Origin of the sequence: Sorangium sp. So ce321, from assembly GCF_051530195.1 — a bacterium.
Lineage (GTDB): Bacteria > Myxococcota_A > Polyangia > Polyangiales > Polyangiaceae > Sorangium.
This window is the reverse complement of the sequence record NZ_CP150329.1, coordinates 3,501,583-3,520,783: the sequence shown is the minus strand read 5'-3', so window position 1 is coordinate 3,520,783 and position 19,201 is coordinate 3,501,583. Positions and strand designations below refer to the sequence as shown.

Here is a 19,201-nt window from a genome sequence, read left to right as displayed (position 1 = left end):
GCGCCGTCGCTCCACGGCTCATTCTGGACTGCTCGTTCCAGAATGAGCGCTCCAGAGTGAGCCGCCGAGGCGAGGGCACCTGGGCTCGACCACGGCGCCGTCGCTCCACGGCTCATTCTGGACTGCTCGTTCCAGAATGAGCGCTCCAGAGTGAGCCGCCGAGGCGAGGGCACCTGGGCTCGACCACGGCGCCGTCGCTCTGCGGCTCGTTCTGGACTGCTCGTTCCAGAATGAGCGCTCCAGAGTGAGCCGCCGAGGCGAGGACACCTGGGCTCGACCCCCGTGCCTGCTCGTGGGGCGAGGCGATCCGTCACCTCGGGTCGATGCGGAACACCTCCCCGGTGAGCATGACGACATGGATCTCGCCGGCGGCGTCCTCGCCGAAGGAGGCCGCCGGCAGGCTCGACGCGAGGTCCGCCGTGATCTCCACGTGATCCCGGACCCTCGATCCGTCCCACCGCAGGCTCCAGAAGCGGTGCGTCCCGTAGTCTCCATAGACATACCTCCCCTGGAGGCACGGGATCGCGGAGCCGCGGTAGACGTAGCCGCCCGTGATCGAGCCGCCCTCTCCGCTCGAGTGGCTGTGCTCCACGACGGGCGCGACGCCGACGCGGGAGCACCCGGCGGAGACGCAGTGATCTCCCTCCATCGTCGGCCAGCCGTAGTTGCGGCGCCCGGTGCGGGCCGGCTCGATGTTGAGCTCCTCCCACGCGTTCTGCCCCACGTCGGCGATGTAGAGATCCCCCGTGCGTCGGTCGAAGCTGATGCGCCACGGGTTGCGCAGGCCGTGGTCCCAGATGAGCGGGTTCACCCCTGCGCCGGAGAGGTTGCCGGACGGGCCGAGGCCGGTGTCCACGTCGATCCGCAGGATCTTGCCGAGGGGCGACGCGAGGTCCTTCGCCGGAGAGGCCGAGTAGGGCGTGACGGCCGAGTCGCCGACGGACGCATAGAGATAGCCGTCCGGCCCGAAGGCGAGCGTGCCACCGGCGTGGTTCCAGCCGCCGTGCTTCGTGTCGAGGAGCTTCCGGACGGGCATGCTCCCCGCCGACGTGTCGGCGACATCGTGGTTCGCGGCGGAGCGGCGGAACTCGGCGATCGTGACGTTGCCCCTGGGCGCGGCGGTGTAGAAGAGCCAGAACCGACCGTTGCTCGCGTAATCGGGGTGGAATGCCATCCCGAGCAGCCCCCCTTCCGCGGTCGGGCTGGGCGTGCAAACGAGCGGGTTCGCGCTCGCCGGACGCGACGGCGGGCACGAGGTCCCGCCCCGGATATCGAGGAACGGCGTGGACCGGAGGACACCGTCCTTGATGAGGCGGACGACGCCGTCCTTCTCGAGCACGAACATCCTCGAGGTGTCGCCCGGCGGGCTCGTGAGGAAGAGAGGCGTCGTCAGGCCAGACGCGACCGGCGTGAGCTTCAGGCGGGGCACCCCGGCGCACGTGGCGCCGGAGCTGCCGCCGCTGCCCGCGCTCGAGCTGCCGCCGCTGCCCGCGCTCGAGCTGCCGCCGCTGCCCGTGCTCGCGCCGCCCACGGGACCTGCACCCCCGGCGCCCGCGCTGCCGGCGGTGGGGCTCGCGCCGCCCGCGCCGACGCTCGCGGTCGTGGTGGTCGCGCTCGCGCTGCTCGCGCCGACGCCCGCGCTGCCGGAGCTCGCGCTGCCGCTGGTCGCGCCGCTGCTCCCGGCGCCCGACGGCGGCCGCACGCCCTCGATCCAGGCGCGGACCGCCGCCAGCCCCGCCGCGTCGACGACCTCCGACGCGATCGGCGGCATCTGCGCCCGGGTGCCGCGGTGCGCCATCCGGCGCACCACCGCGCTCGAATCGGGATCTCCCGCCGTGATCCGGTGGACCACGCCGGGCTCCCAGAAGCTGGGCGTCACGCCCACGCCGGTCGCGTACGTGTCGGTGCCCTCCACCGTCGTGTTCGCGGCGAGCAGGCGTGTCCGCAGGGTCGCGACGCCGGTGCTGTTGTGGCAGTTGCCGCAGTTCGCGTGCAGGTAGCCGAGCGCGGCGGCCGCCTCCGCGTCGCCCGGCGGGCGGAACCCCCGCGGCATCGGCACGGTGAGCCACCCGGCGTTGCTCAGCGACCTCATGGTCTCGCCGGTCCCGTCGTGGCTCAGCTGCAGCGCGCTGAAGCCGAGGATCCGCTCGGGGAGCTTGCCGTGGCACTCCCAGCAGTCCGCCGTCCGCGGGATGTCGTGCGACGTCCCGCGCGCGTCCTCGACGCCGTCCTCGACGAGGAACGCGTCGTTCCTCGACGGATCCCACGCGTACGCGGCGAACACCCAGTCGTCGATCCCGGGCCCGAACCGGTGGATGAGCCGCGTCTCCACGGCCACGCCCTCGGCGCGGAACTCCTTCCAGAAGCGCGTCCCCACCGGCAGCGACCAGTGGTCCATGTCGCTCGTGTCGATGGCCGAGCAGCGCGGCAGGTACACGAAGCGCCGCTTGCTCGCCCCGTCCGACCAGAGCTCGAACGCGGGGCGGAACTCGAGCGTGTTCGCCGCGCGCGACCGGGTCGCGATGTCCACGTAGAGCCCGGTCTCGGAGAGCCGCGCCGGCGGCGCCGGATCGGGCGGCAGCGCGGCCGGATCGGCGCACGGATCGCCCGACGAGCTCCAGGCGCCCGTCGAGCTCGACGTGGCGGCGCTCGAGCTCGCGGCGCTCGCGGTGCTCGACGCGCCCGTCGTCGCGCCGACGCACGGGGCGCAGTGCGGCCCCCCGCAGTCGACGCCCGCCTCCAGGCCGTTCATCCGGCCATCCGAGCAGGTCACGTAGCAGACGTCGAGCCGGGGGCGCTGCTCCACGCTCTCGATCTCGCTGCTCCTCAGGCTGGTGGCGTGCGAGGACGCTTCGTCGAGGAGCACGCCGTGGTTCTGCGCGGTCCCGAGCACCCAGGACTGGACGAGCGACGACACGTCCGCCGTGCGGGCGCCGACGCCCGCCTCGGCCGCGATCGTCGCCACGCTCTCCGCGTCAAAGCCGCTGTCGCCGAGGCTCGTCCAGGTGACGGTCCGCTCCTCCCAGGGCGCGGTGACGCGGTAGACGCCGATCGTGCTGCTATCGACCTTGTGAGTCTGATGTAAGCTCAGCGTGGCAGAGGTGACCGTCGCGCCAATGGGCACGGGCGAGAGGTCGAATCGAACGAGCGACCGGCGCGCGCCGGTGCTCGCGACGGAGCCGGTCGAGAGGTTCGGAGAGGTGGAGTCGTTCCACCTCGCAGCGTTTTGCCACAGTGTCGCATCTCTCACCGTGCCGAGCGTTCCGCGCCGGATCGAGACGCACACAACGCCGTCGGTCGAGAGCGCCGCGGCGGATGCCCCGAGCGCGAGCGAGTCGTCCGCTGCGACATCGCCGTTACCGCCGGCGCCTCGCTCCCGCGCCGCGTCGGGCCCGGCGCTGCAGCCGAGGGTCGCCGCCGCGGCGCCGGCGAGGACGCCGCGCCTCACGAGGGGATGAACGCCCGAGATCGCCGTCAAGCGGCGGGCGCCGCGGCGCGAGCGGCCGGGCGCGAGGGACCGTGGTTTCATACAGCAAGAACCTCCTTGTGGGGTTGCCGCGGGGGTTCTTCACCCGCGGGTGACGGCGTGCGTGCGCGAGGCGCTCGGTGGCCGAGCGGGATCCACGGGCACACCTCACCGTCGAGGGGCGCCATCATCACATCAATGAGCGTGCCAGCGAGCTCATCATAACGCAAAGCGTTACACCCGATGATGCGCAGAGGGCAGCGCGACACGCCGCAGGCGAGACGCACAAGAGGCGCGTGAGACGCAAGACGCGCGAGAGACGCAAGACGCGCGAGAGACGCAAGACGCGCGCGAGAAACGTGAACGATGAACCATGGCAGTGCGCGCGACGCGCAACGCATGGAGCGCGCTCCTGCTTTGCCGCTGGACACCATCCTACATGAGCGCCCGAGATCACGCCGCGCGCGGAAGTAGAGGTTGGATCCAGCGCGAGAGCGGCGTAACATGACAGGTTGTGTCATCCACCGAACCAACGCAGAGCGCCTCGCTGTTCCTCTGCATCACCTTCTTCCCGAGCGAGCGGCTGGCGACGGCGGTGCTAAGGCTGGTGTCCAGCTTCTGCGGCGCGGTGCTGGACGACGCGAATGTGAGCTCGCGGTTCTACATGGCCGCGCACGAGCTCGCCGAGAACATCACCAAGTACTCCACCGGCCCCCGCGTCAGCCTCGAGCTCGCGCTGGAGGAGGACGAAAGGTCACACATCATGAAGATCCGCGCGCGCAACGAGGCGTCGCCGGAGCGCCTGAGGGAGGTCGAGAAGCGGCTGCTCGACCTCAAGACCGCGAGCGACCCGCTGAAGCACTACGATGAGCTCATCACCGAGACCGCGATGGTCGAGGGCGTCTCTGGCCTCGGCCTGGCGCGCGTCCGCGCCGAGGGCGGGCTCGACGTCGATTACAAGATCGAGGGCAACGAGCTCACGATCATCGCGCACGCCCCGCTCGAGCGGTGGAGGGTGAATGAGCAGCCTAAGGGTTGAGCCCGTCGTCATGGACAGCTTCGGCATCGAGCCGGCGCTCGTCGGCGACCGGCGCGACCAGCTCAGCGTCAAGCTCACCGGGACGGGCGACATGGCGGCGGCCGCGCCGCTCGGCAGCTATTGCAAGGAGCTCCAGGGCGAGGTGAAGCGCCTCTCGCTGGCCGCCGTCGAGTTCGATATCCGGGCCCTCTACTTCCTGAACTCGAGCTGCCTGAAGGCGTTCATCGCCTTCATCTGCGGGCTCACCGCCCAGGGGCTCCAGTGCGAGGTGCGGTTCGTGACCGACGCGAGGCTCGCGTGGCAAAAGCGGAGCCTCACGGCCCTCGAGCGCATGTCGCCGAGCACTGTATCGATCACCGAGAAGGTGAACTGAGAGCGACAGGCCATGGCGGCGAAGCGCCCGACGATCGCGCTCGTGACGGACTATCTCACGGGCGAGTACCAGGCCGAGGTGCACTTCGGGGTCGAGCGCGCCGCCGAGGAGCACGACGTCAACCTCCTCGTCGTCTTCGGCGAGACGCACGCCCGCCCGGGCTACACGATGGTCCCGTCGAACACCATCTACCCGCTCATCAGCGCGGCGACGGTCGACGGCCTGGTCATCGTCTCTTCGGCGCTGACCAATCACCTCGGCATCCAGGGCACCCACGAGTTCTGCCGTTCTTACGCGCCCCTGCCCGTGTGCAGCGTCGGGCTCGCGCTGCCCGGCATCCCGAGCGTCACCGTCGACAACGCGAGCGGCGCGGAGACCATCGTCGCGCACATGGTCGACGACCACGCGTGCCAGCGCGTCGCGTACATCAGCGGGCCGGCCAACAACGAGGAGGCGACGCTGCGCGCCGACGCGTACAGGCGGGTGCTCGCGGCGCGCTCGCTCCCCTACGACGAGCGGCTGTTCGTGTTCGGCGACTTCCTGATCGACGGCGGCCGCAGCGCGATGCGCGAGCTCCTCGCCCGCAGGGTCGACTTCGACGCGGTCGTCGCCGGCAACGACCACATGGCCCTCGGCGCGATCGACGCGCTCAAGGCGCACGGCCTCGACATCCCGAACGACGTCCTCGTGTGCGGGTTCGACGACGCCGCCGTCTCGCGCGTCACGAAGCCGTCGCTCACGAGCATCCGCCAGCCGATCAAGCAGCTCGGGGCGCTCGCGCTCCAGACCGTCGTCCGCATGCTCGCCGGCGAGCGCGTCCCGGAGCGCAGCCAGCTGTCCGTCGAGCTCACGCGGCGCGAGTCGTGCGGCTGCGGGTACTACGCGACCCTCCCGCGCGCGCCCTCCGCCGCGCTCAGGCCCGCGGCGGAGGGCGCGCGCGAGCTCGCGGCGACGCCGGCCGAGCCCGGCCCGCCCTCGCTGGCCGGGCAGCGGGAAGAGATGGAGCGCTTGCTCGCGAGCGCCGTGACCGTCCCCGGCGTATCGTGGACGACCTGGCCCGGCGCGCTGCTCTCGGCGCTCGAGGAGGAGCTCGCGGGGCGGGAGGGGCGCTTCGTGCAAGCGCTCACGGACGTGCTCGACGAGGCGGCGCGCGAGGGCGTCGCCCTCGACCAGTTCCAGGGCGTTGTCACGCTGCTGCGCGCGCGGCTCCGGAAGGCGTCCCAGGGCGCGCAGCACGACGGCGCCGAGCGCCTCTGGCACGCCTGCCGCGCCCTGATCGCCCAGGCCTCGGTGCGCGCGGAGGGCGAGAGGCGCCTCTACCTGCAGCTCGCCTCGGTCAACCTCAGCTGGACGGGCAGGTGCCTGTCGACGTGCCTGAGCCTGCCCCTGCTCAGGCGCACGCTGGCGGCGGAGCTGCCCAGGCTGGCGCTCACGCGCGCCTCGGTGTCCCTCTACGACGACCCGAAGCGCGCCACCCTGACGTCGCTCTTCCTGATGGAGAGCGGCCGCGAGGTCGAGCCGCCGCGCGGGAGCTTCCCGGCGCGCTGCCTCACCCCGCCCGGCTTCCTGAGCTCCCGCGAGCGCTGGAGCGTGTTCGCGATGCTGATCACGTTCGGCGAGGCGGAGCACTTCGGCATCGCGGTGCTCGGCAGCGGCGCCAACGAGGTGGTCTACGACGCCTTGCGCCTCCAGCTCAGCTCCGCGCTGAAGGCCGTGGCGATGCACCGGGAGATCGTCCGCCAGGTCGAGATCCGCGAGCGGCTGGAGCAGGAGCGGCTCCACCAGGAGAGCCTCGTCGCGGAGCACATCCAGACCAACCTGCTGCCGCCGCTGCTCGCGATCGAGGGGCTCGAGCTCAGCGCGATCATGAAGCCCGCGGCCGAGGTGGGCGGCGACTACTACGACGTGATCGCGACGCCGGGGGGCGGCTGGCTCGGGATCGGCGACGTCGCGGGCCACGGCCTCGCGGCAGGCCTCGTCATGCTGATGATCCAGAGCATGGTCGCGGCGATGACGCGCGGCGCGCACGCGACGAGCCCCGCCGAGGTCGTCTCGGCGCTCAACCAGGCGATCTACGACAACGTCCGCAACCGCCTGCGGCGCGACGAGCACGCGACCCTGGTCCTGCTCCGCTACGAGCGCAGCGGGCGCGTGACGTTCGCGGGCGCGCACGACGACCTCATCGTGTGCCGCGCGAGCACGCGGCGCTGCGCGTGCATCCCGAGCTCCGGCGTCTGGATCGGCGCCCTGCCCTCCATCGACGCGGCGACGCGCGACGAGGAGCTCCTCCTCGAGGACGGAGACGTCCTCGTGCTCTACAGCGACGGGGTGACGGAGGCGCGCAACGCCCACCAGGAGCAGTTCGGGCTGGAGCGGCTCTGCTCCACGATCGAGGCCGCCCAGGCCGAGCCGGTGGACGCCATCCGCGACCGGATCCTGAGGGACGTCGAGAGCTGGTGCTCGAGCCCGGACGACGACGTCACGATCGTCGTGGCGAGGTACCGCGCGCCGGCGTGAGGGCGCGCACCGGGGCCCGGGGCGCCGGCCTCAGGTCGTCGCGCGCGCGGCGGCGCCGCCGCGGCTGCGCCTGGCGAGCGCGTGGCGCACGCCGGCCCGGAGGTCCTTGAGCAGGATGACCCGCTGGAGGTCGGCGCCGAGTTGCACGAGCGCCCCTGCGATCGCCGGCGAGATGCCGACGAGGATGCACTGCGCGCCGAGCAGGCGCACGGCGTGGGCCGCGCGCAGGAGGTGCGCCGTGACGGCGCCGTCGATGAGCGGGACGCCCGTGAGATCGAGGATGACGAAGTCGGCGCGGTGGCGCTCGATGCCCTGGAGGAGCGCGCCCATGATCTGGGCGCTCCGCGCCGGGTCGATGTGCCCCACGAGGGGGACGACGAGGATGCCGTCGTCGATCGGCAAGACCGGCGTCGACAGGGCCGAGATCGTGTCGAGGAGCCGCTCGCGCGTGGCGAGCAGCTCGGCCTCGGCGCGCCGCAGCGCCTGCTCGGCCTGCTTCTGGGCGGTCACGTCGATCCCGACGCCCACCATGCCGACGACGCGGCCGCTCGCGTCGCGGTAGGGGACGTCGTTCTCCACCGTCCAGCCCTCGGACCCGTCCTCGAGCCTCCAGTGGAGCTCCACGTTCCGGCTGGGCTCTCCGCTGGCCATCACGGCCTCGTCGCTCTCGTGGTAGGTCCGCGCCGTCTCCGCGACGAAGATCTCCTCGTCGCGCCGCCCGACGATCTTCTCGGCAGGGACGCGGTGGTGGTCGGCGTAGGCCTTGTTGACCAGCAGATACCGGTGCTCTCGATCCTTGAAGAAGATCATCGCCGGCAGGGCATCGAGCAACGCCGCCTGCTCCGCCGGCCTCAGCGAGAGGACGTCGACGAGCTCCTGCCCGGCGGCGGCGCACGCCGCGGCCTGCGCCGCGCCGGAGCGGTGGGTCTCGGGCAGCTGCTGCTCCAGCTCCACGACGCGCCTGCGGAGCGTGACGACCTCCTCGGAGAGCGGACCCTCGTCATCGTTGTCCGGTCGCGTCCTGTCGTACGTCGTTTCGGCTGACCACATACGTTGCCTGTTCGCCCGGGGGGTTGATGCGAGGCGCCTGTGCAGAGCGCTGTCCGGGAGCGCCCGGGCGGCGCGGCGCCGACGCCGGGACGGCCGCGCCTCGCCGGGCGTGGCCGCGCTCCGCGCGACGCCCGCGCGCTGGCCAGACGCCCCGTCGAGCTGCGGTGACTCCTTGCCGAGCCGAGGGGAAAGCTATCCCTTCGCGTGTTTCTGGACGGTTTCTTTTATGAACAATTTCAGCGACTTGCGCTTCCGGAGCGGCGGCCGCCCGAGGTGGCGGGCTCGCCGCGGAGGGGCGGCGCCGGGCGCGCGGCGGCCTGCGCCCCCGCGAGGGTGCCGTGCACCGCGGCGATGAAGCGCGGCGGGAAGAGCTCGGGGTCGGCGAACCACGACGCCACGCTGCTCACGGCGCTGCCGCTCCCGGAGCGCTCGTCCGCCACGGCCCCGGCCAGCAGCCACCCGACGCCGAGGGCGAGCCGGGTCGGCGGCAAGCCCGCCTCGCGCACGAACGACAGGGCGAGCGCGCGGCAGGCCTCGTCTGGCAAGAGCGCGCGCCGGGTGTCGCGCAGCAGCTCGGCGGCCTCCAGCAGGCGGCCATAGGACGCGGCGCGCCTCGGGACCGCGCGGCACAGCGCGCGGTGGAGCACCCGGAGGTGCTGCTCCAGCAGCAGGCTGGGCATGCCGCGGTTCGCGAGCAGGCCGGCGAGCCAGCGGATCTGGCGCTCGACGACGGGGCGCGGATGGGTGGCGAGCGTCACGAGGAACGCGCTGTCGCTCCGGGTGAAGCGCCGCCCCCGCTCGCCGTAGCGAAACCCGTAGTAGGGCGTCAGCTCCAGGGAGAGCTCACCGGCGCGCAGCGCCGCGTCGATCTCGCGCGGGTCGTCGGGGAACGGGGTCGAGCCGGCTTCGGGGTTGAGCGGGTGTCGTGCCATCGGAGGGCGCGGAGCGGCGGACGGCCGAGCCCGTTAGCCCGTGACGCGCCCCTCGATGATACCCCCGTCCGCCGTGATGGCGACGACGACCTCCGAGTCGACGAACAGCGATACGACGGGGCCGACCCAGGCGTCGTTCTCCCAGACGGCCTCCCACGTCCCGGCCATGGGCGGGATGCCGCCGCGCCGCACCCAGATGCGCCCCGCGCTGCCCGCCCAGGCGCGGCCCTCCGCGTCGACCGTCACCGCCGACAGGGCGCGCCGCGGCTCGATGTTCTCCGTGAAGACGCTCTGCCCGTACCGCCAGACGACGCTCCCCTCCGCGCCGACAGCGACGCCCACGCCGAGGTCGGGCCGCCCGGCGCAGGCGACGAACGCCCGGGCCGGCGGCGCGGGGATGCGCTCCAGGTGCCAGTCGAGCGGGGCGTAGAGCGCGACGAGCCCCTCGCCCGTCGTCGACCGGCCGACCAGCATCCACCGCTCGTCCTCGACGCGCGCGACGGCGGCGAGGAGCGCGACGCCCTCGGCCGGCAGCGGCCGCAGCCAGCGCTTGGCGATGAACGCGTGCAGCAGCGGCCGCGGATCGTTCGGCGTCGCCGAGACGAGGATGCCCATGTCCTCGAGGTCGCCGCTCAGCGCGACGTGGCTCTGCGGCTCGCCCGGCAGCTGGAAGACGCCGGTGACGCCGCCCGTCGTGTACACCGCGAGCGTCGAGCCGTCGCCGCCGAGCAGCCAGCGGCCGGGCCCGATCCGGTGCACGAAGCGCACGCCCTGCGGGCTCGGGAGGCCGCCGGACGACGCCTCGCTCCAGCCGGTCCCGTTCCAGAAGAGCAGCCCGCTCGTGGCCGCCGCGAGGCACCGGCCGTAGCCGTCCCAGGCCACGCTCCGGATCACCGAGTCGAGGCTCGGGTGGTGGAGCACGCTCCACTGCCACCGCTCGATGACCGTCACCCGCGACGGGGCCTCCCGCAGGGCGCGCGGCGGCTGCGCGCTGATGAGCTCGGCCTCGATGGCGCGGTCCGGGCTCGGGCGATCGGCGGCCCTCGGCTGGCGCGGCGACAGCATCGTCTGGCCGAGCTCTCCCTTGAGCTGCACCGGCTCCTTCAGGTGCGTGGACGGGATCGTCATCGGCGCCATCTCCTCCGGGGCGCGCGCGCGCTGCTCGCTCGCGCCCGCCACGAGCCGCTGCTCCAGCGCCGAGACGGGCGAGGCGGGGCGGAGGTACGGCGACAGCATCGCGGCCACGGCCACGGCCTCCTGGAGGCGCTCCTGCGCCTCGCCCGCGGACGCCCAGCGGAGCGCGAAGTCGATCGACTTGCTCGCCTGGTCGTTCCCGCGCAGCGCGGGGTGGAGCCACCGCGTCTCGAGGATGCTCCGGCGCGAGCGCGCCATCGCCGCCATGAGCGCCTGCGCCTGCGACTCCGCGACGATGTACTGCTCGCCCGTGAGCACGAAGAAGATGACGGACGCGAGGTTGAAGATGTCGGTCCAGGGGCCGATGGTGCTCGGATCGGCCGACAGCATCTCCGGCGGCGCGACCCCGGTGTTGCCGACGACGCCGGCCATGATCGTCTCGCGGATGCCCCGCGGCCGCGCCATGCCGAAGTCGCTGATCTTGAACAGCTCCTCGTCGCCGGAGCCGCAGCAGAGGATGCTCTCCGGCGTGAGCTGCCGGTGGATGACGCCCACGTCGTGCACCGCCGACAGGCCGCTCGAGATGCACTCGATCGCGCGCGTCGCGCGCGCCGGATCGAACGCGTAGCCCGTCGCCTGGATCGTCCCCTGCACCCGCTGGCGGAGCGTCACGCCCTGGATGCCGCCGTGCACGTACTCGATCGTGATCCAGGGGAGGTCGAGGGTCTTCGTGCCGCGCCGCACCTCGAACGTGCCGGTGTCGATCAGCCGGACGACGAAGGGCGTCGGGGGGACCTGCTCGTTGAGGCGGCCGAGGGACACCGCCTCCTTCTTCACGATCACCGCCGCGGACGGGCCCAGCTGCCTGAAGAGCGACGGCCGCAGCATCTTGACGACCACGGGGGTCTCGCCCTCGGGCGCGGTGCGGACCGCGTAGTACGAGACGAACATCGCCCCGGCCCCGGCGCGCGACACGATCCGGTAGCCGATGCTTGGCGACAGGTCGCTGGGGATCGTCGCCCCCTGCAGACCTCCGAGGGCCTCTTCATCGCTGGGTATTGTGAGCACGTGAACGACCATAGCGCACCCGGCGCGCCATGGAACAACTTGCCGCGGGGAGGCAATGCCGGGCCCGACGTCTCTGCAAAAGGCGCGCGGCGCGCCCTGTAAGGCGGCGCGGGCGGCGCGCGTTGCACGGGCATGAAGATCCAGAGCTCTCTGTCGCGCCGGTTGTGCCTCGCCGGTTTCCTGCTGTCGACCGCGCCCCTGCTCGCCGCCTGCGCGGCGCAGGCGACGCCGCCCCAGGCCGCCACGCCGGACGTCAACTCCATCACGGTCATCGGCCGAGGCGAGGTCAGCGCGAAGCCCGACGTCGCCCGCACCCAGCTGGGCATCGAGGTGATCGCGCCCACCGTCGACGAGGCGACGAAGACGGCCGCCGCGCGCATGACCGAGATCCTCGGGGCGCTCAGGAAGGCGGGCCTCGCCGACAAGGACATCCAGACCAGCAACTACTCCATCCAGCTCGTGCGGCAGTCCGATCTGCCGCCCGGGATGCCCTTCCCCTACCCGCAGCCCGCGGCGGTGCAGCCCGCGCAGGCCGCGACGACCGCCGCGGCGGTCGCGCCCGCCGCGGCCACCGCCCCCGCCGCGCCCGCCGCGCGCGGGCCGAAGCCGGCGCAGCCGAAGCCGGCGCAGCCGCCCGCGCCGAAGGCCCCGCCGCCCGCCGACCTGGCGCCGCCCCAGCCGCCTCCGCCGGCGCACTTCTACCGGGTGAGCAACACGGTGACGGCCGTCATCCGCAACCTCGATCAGGTCGGGCCGGTGCTCGACGCCGTCGCGGCCGCCGGCGCGAACAACGTGTGGGGCGTCTCGTTCGACGTCGACAAGACCGACCCGCTCGAGGCGCAGGCGCGGGAGAAGGCGATCGCGGACGCGCGGGCGCGCGCCGAGGCGCTCGCCCGACTCCAGGGCGTCTCGCTCGGCCGCGTCGTCGCGATCAGCGAGGTCGTCGAGCAGGGCCACATCTACGCGCCCCGCGCCAGCCTCCAGTCCGCCGCGTACGGGGGCGGCGGCACCCCCGTCTCGCCCGGCGAGGTCCAGTTCGGCACCCAGGTGAAGGTCGTCTACGCGCTGGAGAGCGCGCCGGCGACGAGCCCGCGCAAGTGACCTCGCGGCGCGGGCGGTACGCGCGGAGCGCGCCGGCCGCGCCTCCCCCGGCGGCGCCGGTCCCGGCGAGGCCGTCTGAATGCAGCTACATGCGCCGCGCGTCGCCCGAGTAGATAGAGTTCCAGCGTCGGGCCCGGGCCCCACGCGCTCGGACCCGGCTCCCCACGCCCTCGGACCCCCGCACCGCGCCACCATGACCGCTCCGCCCTGTCTGCCCCTCCGCCGCGCCGCCGCCTCCGCGGCGCGCCCCCGCTCCTCCGCCGCGCTCGCGCGCTCGCTCGCGGCGGCGGCGCTCGCCGCGTCGGCCACGGGATGCCTCGTGATCTCGCCGCCGGAGTACGACGAGCCCTCGAAGACAGGGCCGGTGCTCACCGCGGTCTTCCCGCCTCAGCACATACCCATCCACATCGTCGGGCCGAGGGTCGTCAAGGATCTCGGCGTGACGGTGCTGTCCGAGGACAACGGCGATCCCGTGTTGTTCACCCTCTACATCGATTATGGACGGCGCAGCTTGAGCGAAAAGCCGTTCCGGAAGCTCACGACGCTGAGGGAGATCGAGGCCGGGACCATCGCCGGCGGACAGCGCCCCTTCACCGTCTCGTGGGACACCTACGATTTCAATCTCCCGACAGACGGCATGACGCCAGAGAAGGAGTGCCACACCATCACGCTCATGGCATCGCACGACTTCAACCGGTGCGATTGCCCGGCCGACACGGACGACATGAGCTCGCTCACCTGGCAGGTCATCAACTGCGACGCCAACGAGCCGGGCTGCCCCGCGGCGTGTCCCGCGCTGGACTGCAGTGGCAGCAACGCCGCCGAGTGCCTCTTCTGCGATACGCCCGAGTTCCATGACGCCTGCAGCCGCCCCTGACGCCGCGGCGGCGTGGTACATGGGGCCGATGATCGCTCCGCCTGACGTCCAGCCGTCTTCCGCACCGTCGCCGCGCGGCGGGGTCGTCCGGCCCGCGCGGCGGCCGCCCGGGTGGGTCGCCCCCGGGCCCCGGCCCGTGACGCCGGATCGCCCGGAGGTCTGGCCCGGCCCCGGCGAGGACCTCTGCTATCTCTCGGGCGACTTCCGCATCCTCCAGCGGCTCGACGGGCACCGGTGGTCGGCCGACGACCTCGTGACCGCGTGGTTCGCGGCGGAGCAGGTGGGGCACGCGCCCCCGCGCCGCTTGGTGGACCTCGGGTGCGGCATCGGCACGGTGCTCCTGTTCACGGCGTGGCGCTTCCCGGACGCGCTCTGCGCGGGCGTCGAGGCGCAGGAGATGAGCGCGTCGATGGCGCGGCGCTCGGTCGCGTGGAACGGGATCGATGGCCGCTGCGAGGTGCGGTTGGGGGACCTGCGCGATCCGGCGTCGCTCGAGGGGCTCGGGCCCGCGGACCTCGTGACGGGGACGCCGCCGTACCTGCCGGTCGGCACGGGCATCGAGTCTGCTCGGGTCCAGTGCGGGCCGTGCCGGTTCGAGCACCGCGGCGGCGTGGAGGACTACTGCCTCGCTGCGGCGCGGCTGCTCGCGCCCGGCGCGCCGTTCGTGGCCTGCGCGGGGGCGCGGCAGCGGGGGCGGGTCGAGGCGGCCGCGGCGGCCGCGGGGCTCGCGCTCGAGGCGTGGCGCGATGTCGTCCCGAAGGAGGGCAAGGCGGCGCTGTTCTCGGTGTACGCCCTGCGCCGCGCCGCGGAGGCGGCGCCGCGCGCCGACGAGCCGCCGCTCGTGCTGCGCGGCGGGAACGGGCGCTTCACGGAGGAGCTCGACGCGCTCCGCCGGGCGATGGGAATACCTGTCTGACGCCTGCTCCGCGCACTACGGATCTCGTCAATCTCCAGCATACCCACCCTGGGCAGGCCGCTTGGGCGTGGACTGCGCAGCACGACCGCGGTAATCGTGCGCGATGAGCCTTCGGATCACCCAGGTAGATGCCTTCACCGGCAAGCCGTACCGCGGCAACCCGGCGGCCGTCTGCATCCTGCCCGAGGCGCGCCCCGCGGCGTGGATGCAGGCCGTGGCGCGCGAGATGAACCTCTCGGAGACGGCCTTCCTGGTCGGCCGCGGCGACGGCGGCCACGACCTCCGCTGGTTCACGCCGACGGTGGAGGTCGCGCTCTGCGGGCACGCCACGCTCGCGAGCGCCCACGTGCTCTGGGAGACAGGCCTGCTCGCGCCCGACGCGCAGGCCCGCTTCTCCACGCAGAGCGGCCTGCTCACCGCATCTCGCCGCGACGACGGGTGGATAGAGCTCGATTTCCCGGCGAAGCGCCAGGAGCGGGCGGAGCCGCCCCCGGGCCTCGAGCAGGCGCTCCGCGTGCAGCCGATCTACGTCGGCAGGTACGCGACCGACTACCTCGTCCTCGTCGGCTCGGAGGACGAGGTGCGCGCCGCCAGCCCCGACTTCGGCCTGCTCGCGACGGTGCCCGCGCGGGGCGTCACGATCACGAGCCGGAGCTCGTCCAGGGACTTCGACTTCGTCTCGCGCTTCTTCGCCCCCGCCTCGGGCGTCAACGAGGATCCGGTCACCGGCTCCGCCCATTGCTGCCTGACGCCGTTCTGGGCGGCGCGCCTCGGTAAGGCGGAGATGCTCGCCTATCAGGCCTCGGCGCGCGGCGGCGTGGTGCGCGTGCGCTTGCGCGGCGATCGCGTCGATCTGGGCGGCCAGGCCGTCACCATCCTGGAGGGCGAGCTCCGCGCCGAGCCGAACATCCGGGGCGAGGGCTCGCCCCCTTCCGACTGCCCACCTGCCCGCTAGTATCGCGCGTCAGAGAGCCCGCCAGAAAAACCGGTCGATGGCGCCTGGACCTCTTGCCCGCCGAGCGCAAATGCCCGGAAGCATCGTCGGGAGAGGCAGCCTCGCCCCGTCCTCAGCCCTGCGCCGTAGGCCACACGACGATGCTGCCGACATTGACCTCGGGCGGCTGCTCGATCGCGAAGGCGATGGCGCGGGCGATCGAGTCCGCCGGGATCGCGATGCCATCGGCGGTCGACCGGATCGCGCTCCGCGTTGCCTCGTCGGTGATCGTGTCCGCGAAGTCCGTCGCGATCATGCCGGGGGAGATCTCGGTGACGCGCAGGTTCGGCCCGGACTCCTGGCGCAGCGCCTCGGTGATCGTGCGGACCGCGTTCTTGGTGGCGGCGTAGACGCCCATGGTGGGCACGACCTTGAGGCCGGCGACGGAGACGACATTGACGATGTGGCCGCTCTTCTGCCGACCGAAGACGGGCAGCGCGGCGGCAATGCCGTGAAGAACGCCCTTGAGGTTCACGTCGATCATCGCGTCCCAATCATCGACGTGCAGCGCGTCGAAGCGCGAGATCGGGGCGATGCCCGCGTTGTTGACGAGGACGTCGAGCCGTCCGAACCGGTCGCAGGCGAGGTCCACCAGCGCCTGGAGGTCCGCTCGCCTGGTGACGTCGGTGATTCGATGGATCGCACGCCCCCCGGCCGCCTCGATCTCTCCCGCGACCGCCGCGATCTCCGCTTCGCGCCGGGCGCCGATCACGACCCGCGCGCCGCGCGAGGCCAGGAGAATCGCTGTGGCCCGGCCAATCCCTCTGCCGCCGCCCGTGATCGCGACGACCTTGCCCTCGATGGTCATGTGATGCCTCCTCGGTTGGGTTCGAACAAGGCTAGTCGGGCGAGACCGGTCGTTCCATGATTGTCCGGCCATGATTTTGTCGCGATCGTCCAGAGAGACGCTGGATCCCCTTTCCGATGTGCTGTCGGCCCTGGGCGTGCGCAGCGTCAGGTCCACGCGGCTCGAGGCGTCGGGCGACTGGGCGCTCGCCTTTGCCGGCAAGGCGAGGCTGAAGTTCGTCGCCCTCATCAGCGCCAGGGAGGCGTTTCGACCTGCCCTCTACACGGAGATCGGCGCCAGGAGGGCAGCCAGGGTCGGACTCCTGGCGGGCGGAACCAGACCGTCAGCTCGGCTGCGACACGAGCGGCAGGGGCATGGTCTGCGCCTGGAAGAGCGGCCGTCCTTCGCGCGACCCGAGCGCGCCCTTCGCCGCAGGGCCCGACGCCGCGCGCGGACGAGCGGGGCGAGCGGGCTTGTCGCGGGGCTCGGGCGCGATGGCGGGCGCGGGCGCCGGCGCCGCCTCGGCGGGCAGGCGCTCGACCGGAGCCTCCCACGCGTTCCGGGTCCCGCCGGCCTCGTTGGCCTGGAAGAATACGGCGCGGAGCGCCCTCCCCTCCACGTCTGTCTCGACCGCCATCATCCAGAACCACGGGCCCCCCGGCTCGACCTCTTGCCCCATGAACGAGAACGCGGTCTGGCGCGGCTCCGAGCGGCGGTTGTGCTCGGACCGGGCCGCCTCCAGGTGCCGCTGCGAGGGCTTGTCGGCCGGGCCGCGGTACACGCGCACCGCCACCCCCTCGATGTGCGGCATCAGGTAAAGCCCGTCGCGGTAGACCGAGAGCCAGGGGTGCTTGCCGCTCTCCGAGAGCCGGCAGAGCGCGTGGCCGAACCGCTCGTGCGCCTTGCAGCCGATTCCCCAGCTCGTATCGCCCTCTTCGCGGTTCGCCTCGCTGAACGCCTTGTTGCGGACGTCGACCGCCGTCTGCGCCAGAAGGACGAGCCGGCTCTGGTGAAGGACGGGATTCAGCTCCCAGGGCAAGGTCGGCTCCATCGGGACTGGCACGGTACGCGCGTTCACTCGAAAGTCAATCGGTTCGCTGTGCTAGAGGGCGCTCTCGCGCGCGCTCGTGCCGCGCGCCGGAGGTGTTCTGTGGGAGAGGCGATCGTCGGGGTGAGCGCCGCGGAGCGGCCGCAGGTGGGCGTGGGCGTCATGCTGGTGCGCGAGGGCCGCGTGCTGCTCGCGCGGCGGCGCGGCAGCCACGGCGACGGCAGCTACTCCTGGTGCGGGGGCCACCTCGAGCTCGGCGAGTCGTTCGAGGACTGCGCGATCCGCGAGGTGCGCGAGGAGAGCGGCCTTGTGGTCGAGAAGCTCTCCTTCCTGTGCCTCAGCAACATCCTCGCCTACGGCAAGCACTACGTGGACATCCAGCTCCTCGCCGAGGAGTTCAAGGGCGAGCCCGAGGAGCGCGAGCCCCACAAGATCGCCGGCTGGGCCTGGTACCCGCTCGACGCGCTCCCCGAGCCCCTGTTCCGCCCGGTGGAGCTGGCCATCGCGAGCTACCGCAGCGGCCGACGCTACAACCCGTGACCCCGCTGTCTCCCGCCCCTTCGGCCCGCCCGGCCCGGCGCCGCCGCCCTCCCGGGGCGCTATTGACTTCGGTTCAATAGGTGGTATGCATGGGCCCGGCGCTCGTGCCCCGGGCGGCGCTGTGGCGCGCGGGGATGGTCTCCTCCATGGCCGCGGCCGACACCGGAGGACACGCCGGGACGAAGGAGAGCACGATGGTCACCGAGCAGTCGTCCATCAGACCGCGCAAGCCGCCCGTGCCTTTCGAGCAGGGGCTCACGCGCCACTGGCTCGGCGGGGCGGCGGTGCCGACCCACATCGTCAACGCGGTCAACCTGCTGTTCCCCGCGGGCGAGCGCTTCTTCATCCGGAGCGTCGCGCGCTACGCCGACCGGGTCGACGACCCGTCGCTGCGCGCCCAGATGAAGGCGTTCTTCGGGCAGGAGGGCCACCACGCGAAGGCGCACGAGCGGTTCTTCGATCTGCTGCGCGGGCAGGGCTACGAGATCGACAGGTTCCTCCGCGCGTACGAGCGGGTCGCCTACGACGGGATCGAGCGGCTCTGCTCTCCCGAGCTGCGGCTCGCGGTCACCGCGGCGCTCGAGCACTACACCGCGATCATGGCGGAGGACGCCCTCCAGGCCGGGACGCTCGACCTGGCCCACCCGACGGCGCGGGCGCTCCTGCTCTGGCACGCCGCCGAGGAGATCGAGCACAAGACCGTGGCCTTCGACGTGCTGAAGGTGGTCAACCCGAGCTACACCCTCCGCCTCCTCGGCTTCGCGGTCGCCACGATCACGCTCTCGATGTTCTGGCTCGCCGCCCTGCTCGTGCTGCTCGCCCAGGAGCGCCGCCGCCCCGCCGAGCCGGGAGACCGCCTCCCCTTCCCCAGGCGCCGGTCGGTCCTGAAGGACGTATTCCTCCGCGGGATCCTCGAGTATGTGCGCCGCGACTTCCACCCTTCCCAGAACGACAACACCCATCTCGCGCGGGCGTACCTCGCCGGGATCGGCGTCGCCTGAGCGTCGGAGCGCGTCGGAGCGCGTCGGAGCGCGTCGGAGCGCGCTGGAGCGACGCCATGCGCGCCCACGAGCACAGGCACGCGATCGACGGGGCGGGCCTCAGCGCAGGGCTCGTCATCGCGCCGGGCGCGCGCCAGATGCCTCGGCTGCTTTGCGCCCGCGAGCCGCTGCTGCCGAGGCTGCCGCGGCTGGAGCCGCCGCTCGCTCGAGGCGCCTGACCATGCTGGCGAGCGCAGCGCTGCCCGCTGGACCAGGCGCGCTGAGCAGCGCGGTGTCCCGACACAATCTCGACATCGTGCTTGACGCCGCCCGGACGCGCCCCCAGCAGAACCCGTAGACCGTGGCGCTCCCGCAACAC

The 19,201-nt window shown here is 72.7% G+C and carries 15 protein-coding genes; 9 read left to right on the top strand and 6 right to left on the bottom strand.

The window, feature by feature from the left end:
• Positions 1-310: 310 nt before the first annotated feature.
• Positions 311-3,529: a PQQ-dependent sugar dehydrogenase gene (locus WME89_RS13700; RefSeq protein ID WP_438009625.1), complete on the bottom strand. Its 3,219-nt coding sequence runs from the start codon at positions 3,527-3,529 to the stop codon at positions 311-313.
• 451 nt (positions 3,530-3,980) lie between these two features.
• On the opposite strand from WME89_RS13700, the gene WME89_RS13695 reads away from it, so the two are divergent.
• From WME89_RS13695 to WME89_RS13685, 3 genes are read left to right on the top strand one after another with little or no spacing between them, the layout of a single operon-like run.
• Positions 3,981-4,505, top strand: a complete 525-nt coding sequence (locus WME89_RS13695) for a hypothetical protein (RefSeq protein WP_438009624.1) — start codon at positions 3,981-3,983, stop codon at positions 4,503-4,505.
• Complete coding sequence (locus WME89_RS13690) at positions 4,486-4,878, top strand: hypothetical protein (RefSeq protein ID WP_438009623.1); 393 nt, start codon at positions 4,486-4,488, stop codon at positions 4,876-4,878. Before WME89_RS13695 ends, WME89_RS13690 begins: the two co-directional genes overlap by 20 nt.
• A gap of 12 nt (positions 4,879-4,890) precedes the next feature.
• Positions 4,891-7,395, top strand: coding sequence for a SpoIIE family protein phosphatase (locus tag WME89_RS13685; RefSeq protein ID WP_438009622.1), 2,505 nt, complete (start codon positions 4,891-4,893; stop codon positions 7,393-7,395).
• Positions 7,396-7,425: 30 nt separating this feature from the next.
• On the opposite strand, the gene WME89_RS13680 is transcribed toward WME89_RS13685, so the two are convergent.
• The 3 genes from WME89_RS13680 to WME89_RS13670 form a co-directional block, all read right to left on the bottom strand.
• On the bottom strand, positions 7,426-8,445 hold the full coding sequence (locus WME89_RS13680; protein ID WP_438009621.1) for a PAS domain-containing protein: 1,020 nt from the start codon (positions 8,443-8,445) through the stop codon (positions 7,426-7,428).
• Between the two features lie 236 nt (positions 8,446-8,681).
• Positions 8,682-9,377: a hypothetical protein gene (locus WME89_RS13675; protein ID WP_438009620.1), complete on the bottom strand. Its 696-nt coding sequence runs from the start codon at positions 9,375-9,377 to the stop codon at positions 8,682-8,684.
• 33 nt (positions 9,378-9,410) lie between these two features.
• Positions 9,411-11,579 (bottom strand): serine/threonine protein kinase, encoded by a 2,169-nt coding sequence (locus tag WME89_RS13670; RefSeq protein ID WP_438009619.1) that lies wholly within the window; start codon positions 11,577-11,579, stop codon positions 9,411-9,413.
• Between the two features lie 132 nt (positions 11,580-11,711).
• On the opposite strand from WME89_RS13670, the gene WME89_RS13665 reads away from it, so the two are divergent.
• From WME89_RS13665 to WME89_RS13650, 4 genes are all read left to right on the top strand, one after another.
• Positions 11,712-12,680: an SIMPL domain-containing protein gene (locus tag WME89_RS13665; protein ID WP_438009618.1), complete on the top strand. Its 969-nt coding sequence runs from the start codon at positions 11,712-11,714 to the stop codon at positions 12,678-12,680.
• A 193-nt stretch (positions 12,681-12,873) separates the two neighbouring features.
• A complete protein-coding gene (locus WME89_RS13660; RefSeq protein WP_438009617.1) occupies positions 12,874-13,557 on the top strand; it encodes a hypothetical protein in 684 nt (227 codons plus the stop codon).
• Positions 13,535-14,473 carry a tRNA1(Val) (adenine(37)-N6)-methyltransferase gene (locus WME89_RS13655; RefSeq protein WP_438009616.1) on the top strand — a complete coding sequence of 313 codons (939 nt, stop codon included), beginning with the start codon at positions 13,535-13,537 and terminating at the stop codon, positions 14,471-14,473. Before WME89_RS13660 ends, WME89_RS13655 begins: the two co-directional genes overlap by 23 nt.
• Before the next feature lie 103 nt (positions 14,474-14,576).
• Complete coding sequence (locus tag WME89_RS13650) at positions 14,577-15,428, top strand: PhzF family phenazine biosynthesis protein (RefSeq protein WP_438009615.1); 852 nt, start codon at positions 14,577-14,579, stop codon at positions 15,426-15,428.
• Positions 15,429-15,540: 112 nt separating this feature from the next.
• Here the strand turns inward: WME89_RS13650 and WME89_RS13645 are convergent, their stop codons facing one another.
• Together WME89_RS13645 and WME89_RS13640 are read right to left on the bottom strand one after the other, a co-directional pair.
• A complete protein-coding gene (locus WME89_RS13645) occupies positions 15,541-16,275 on the bottom strand; it encodes an SDR family oxidoreductase (RefSeq protein WP_438011930.1) in 735 nt (244 codons plus the stop codon).
• Positions 16,276-16,597: 322 nt separating this feature from the next.
• On the bottom strand, positions 16,598-17,332 hold the full coding sequence (locus tag WME89_RS13640; RefSeq protein ID WP_438009614.1) for a hypothetical protein: 735 nt from the start codon (positions 17,330-17,332) through the stop codon (positions 16,598-16,600).
• A 72-nt stretch (positions 17,333-17,404) separates the two neighbouring features.
• On the opposite strand from WME89_RS13640, the gene WME89_RS13635 reads away from it, so the two are divergent.
• Both WME89_RS13635 and WME89_RS13630 read left to right on the top strand, forming a co-directional pair.
• Entirely contained in the window at positions 17,405-17,842 is a 438-nt protein-coding gene (locus WME89_RS13635) for a nucleotide triphosphate diphosphatase NUDT15 (RefSeq protein WP_438009613.1), read from the top strand.
• A gap of 89 nt (positions 17,843-17,931) precedes the next feature.
• Entirely contained in the window at positions 17,932-18,843 is a 912-nt protein-coding gene (locus WME89_RS13630) for a metal-dependent hydrolase (RefSeq protein ID WP_438009612.1), read from the top strand.
• The last annotated feature ends 358 nt before the right edge of the window (positions 18,844-19,201 follow it).

What these genes read in the sequence shown, in the direction of transcription:
- WME89_RS13630 (WP_438009612.1), top strand. Translation starts at nt 17,932, where the DNA reads ATGGGCCCGGCGCTCGTGCCCCGGGCGGCGCTGTGGCGCGCGGGGATG.
- WME89_RS13650 (WP_438009615.1), top strand. Translation starts at nt 14,577, where the DNA reads ATGAGCCTTCGGATCACCCAGGTAGATGCCTTCACCGGCAAGCCGTAC.
- WME89_RS13690 (WP_438009623.1), top strand. Translation starts at nt 4,486, where the DNA reads ATGAGCAGCCTAAGGGTTGAGCCCGTCGTCATGGACAGCTTCGGCATC.
- WME89_RS13680 (WP_438009621.1), bottom strand. Translation starts at nt 8,445, where the DNA reads ATGTGGTCAGCCGAAACGACGTACGACAGGACGCGACCGGACAACGAT.
- WME89_RS13660 (WP_438009617.1), top strand. Translation starts at nt 12,874, where the DNA reads ATGACCGCTCCGCCCTGTCTGCCCCTCCGCCGCGCCGCCGCCTCCGCG.
- WME89_RS13700 (WP_438009625.1), bottom strand. Translation starts at nt 3,529, where the DNA reads ATGAAACCACGGTCCCTCGCGCCCGGCCGCTCGCGCCGCGGCGCCCGC.
- WME89_RS13665 (WP_438009618.1), top strand. Translation starts at nt 11,712, where the DNA reads ATGAAGATCCAGAGCTCTCTGTCGCGCCGGTTGTGCCTCGCCGGTTTC.
- WME89_RS13685 (WP_438009622.1), top strand. Translation starts at nt 4,891, where the DNA reads ATGGCGGCGAAGCGCCCGACGATCGCGCTCGTGACGGACTATCTCACG.
- WME89_RS13655 (WP_438009616.1), top strand. Translation starts at nt 13,535, where the DNA reads ATGACGCCTGCAGCCGCCCCTGACGCCGCGGCGGCGTGGTACATGGGG.
- WME89_RS13675 (WP_438009620.1), bottom strand. Translation starts at nt 9,377, where the DNA reads ATGGCACGACACCCGCTCAACCCCGAAGCCGGCTCGACCCCGTTCCCC.
- WME89_RS13645 (WP_438011930.1), bottom strand. Translation starts at nt 16,275, where the DNA reads ATGACCATCGAGGGCAAGGTCGTCGCGATCACGGGCGGCGGCAGAGGG.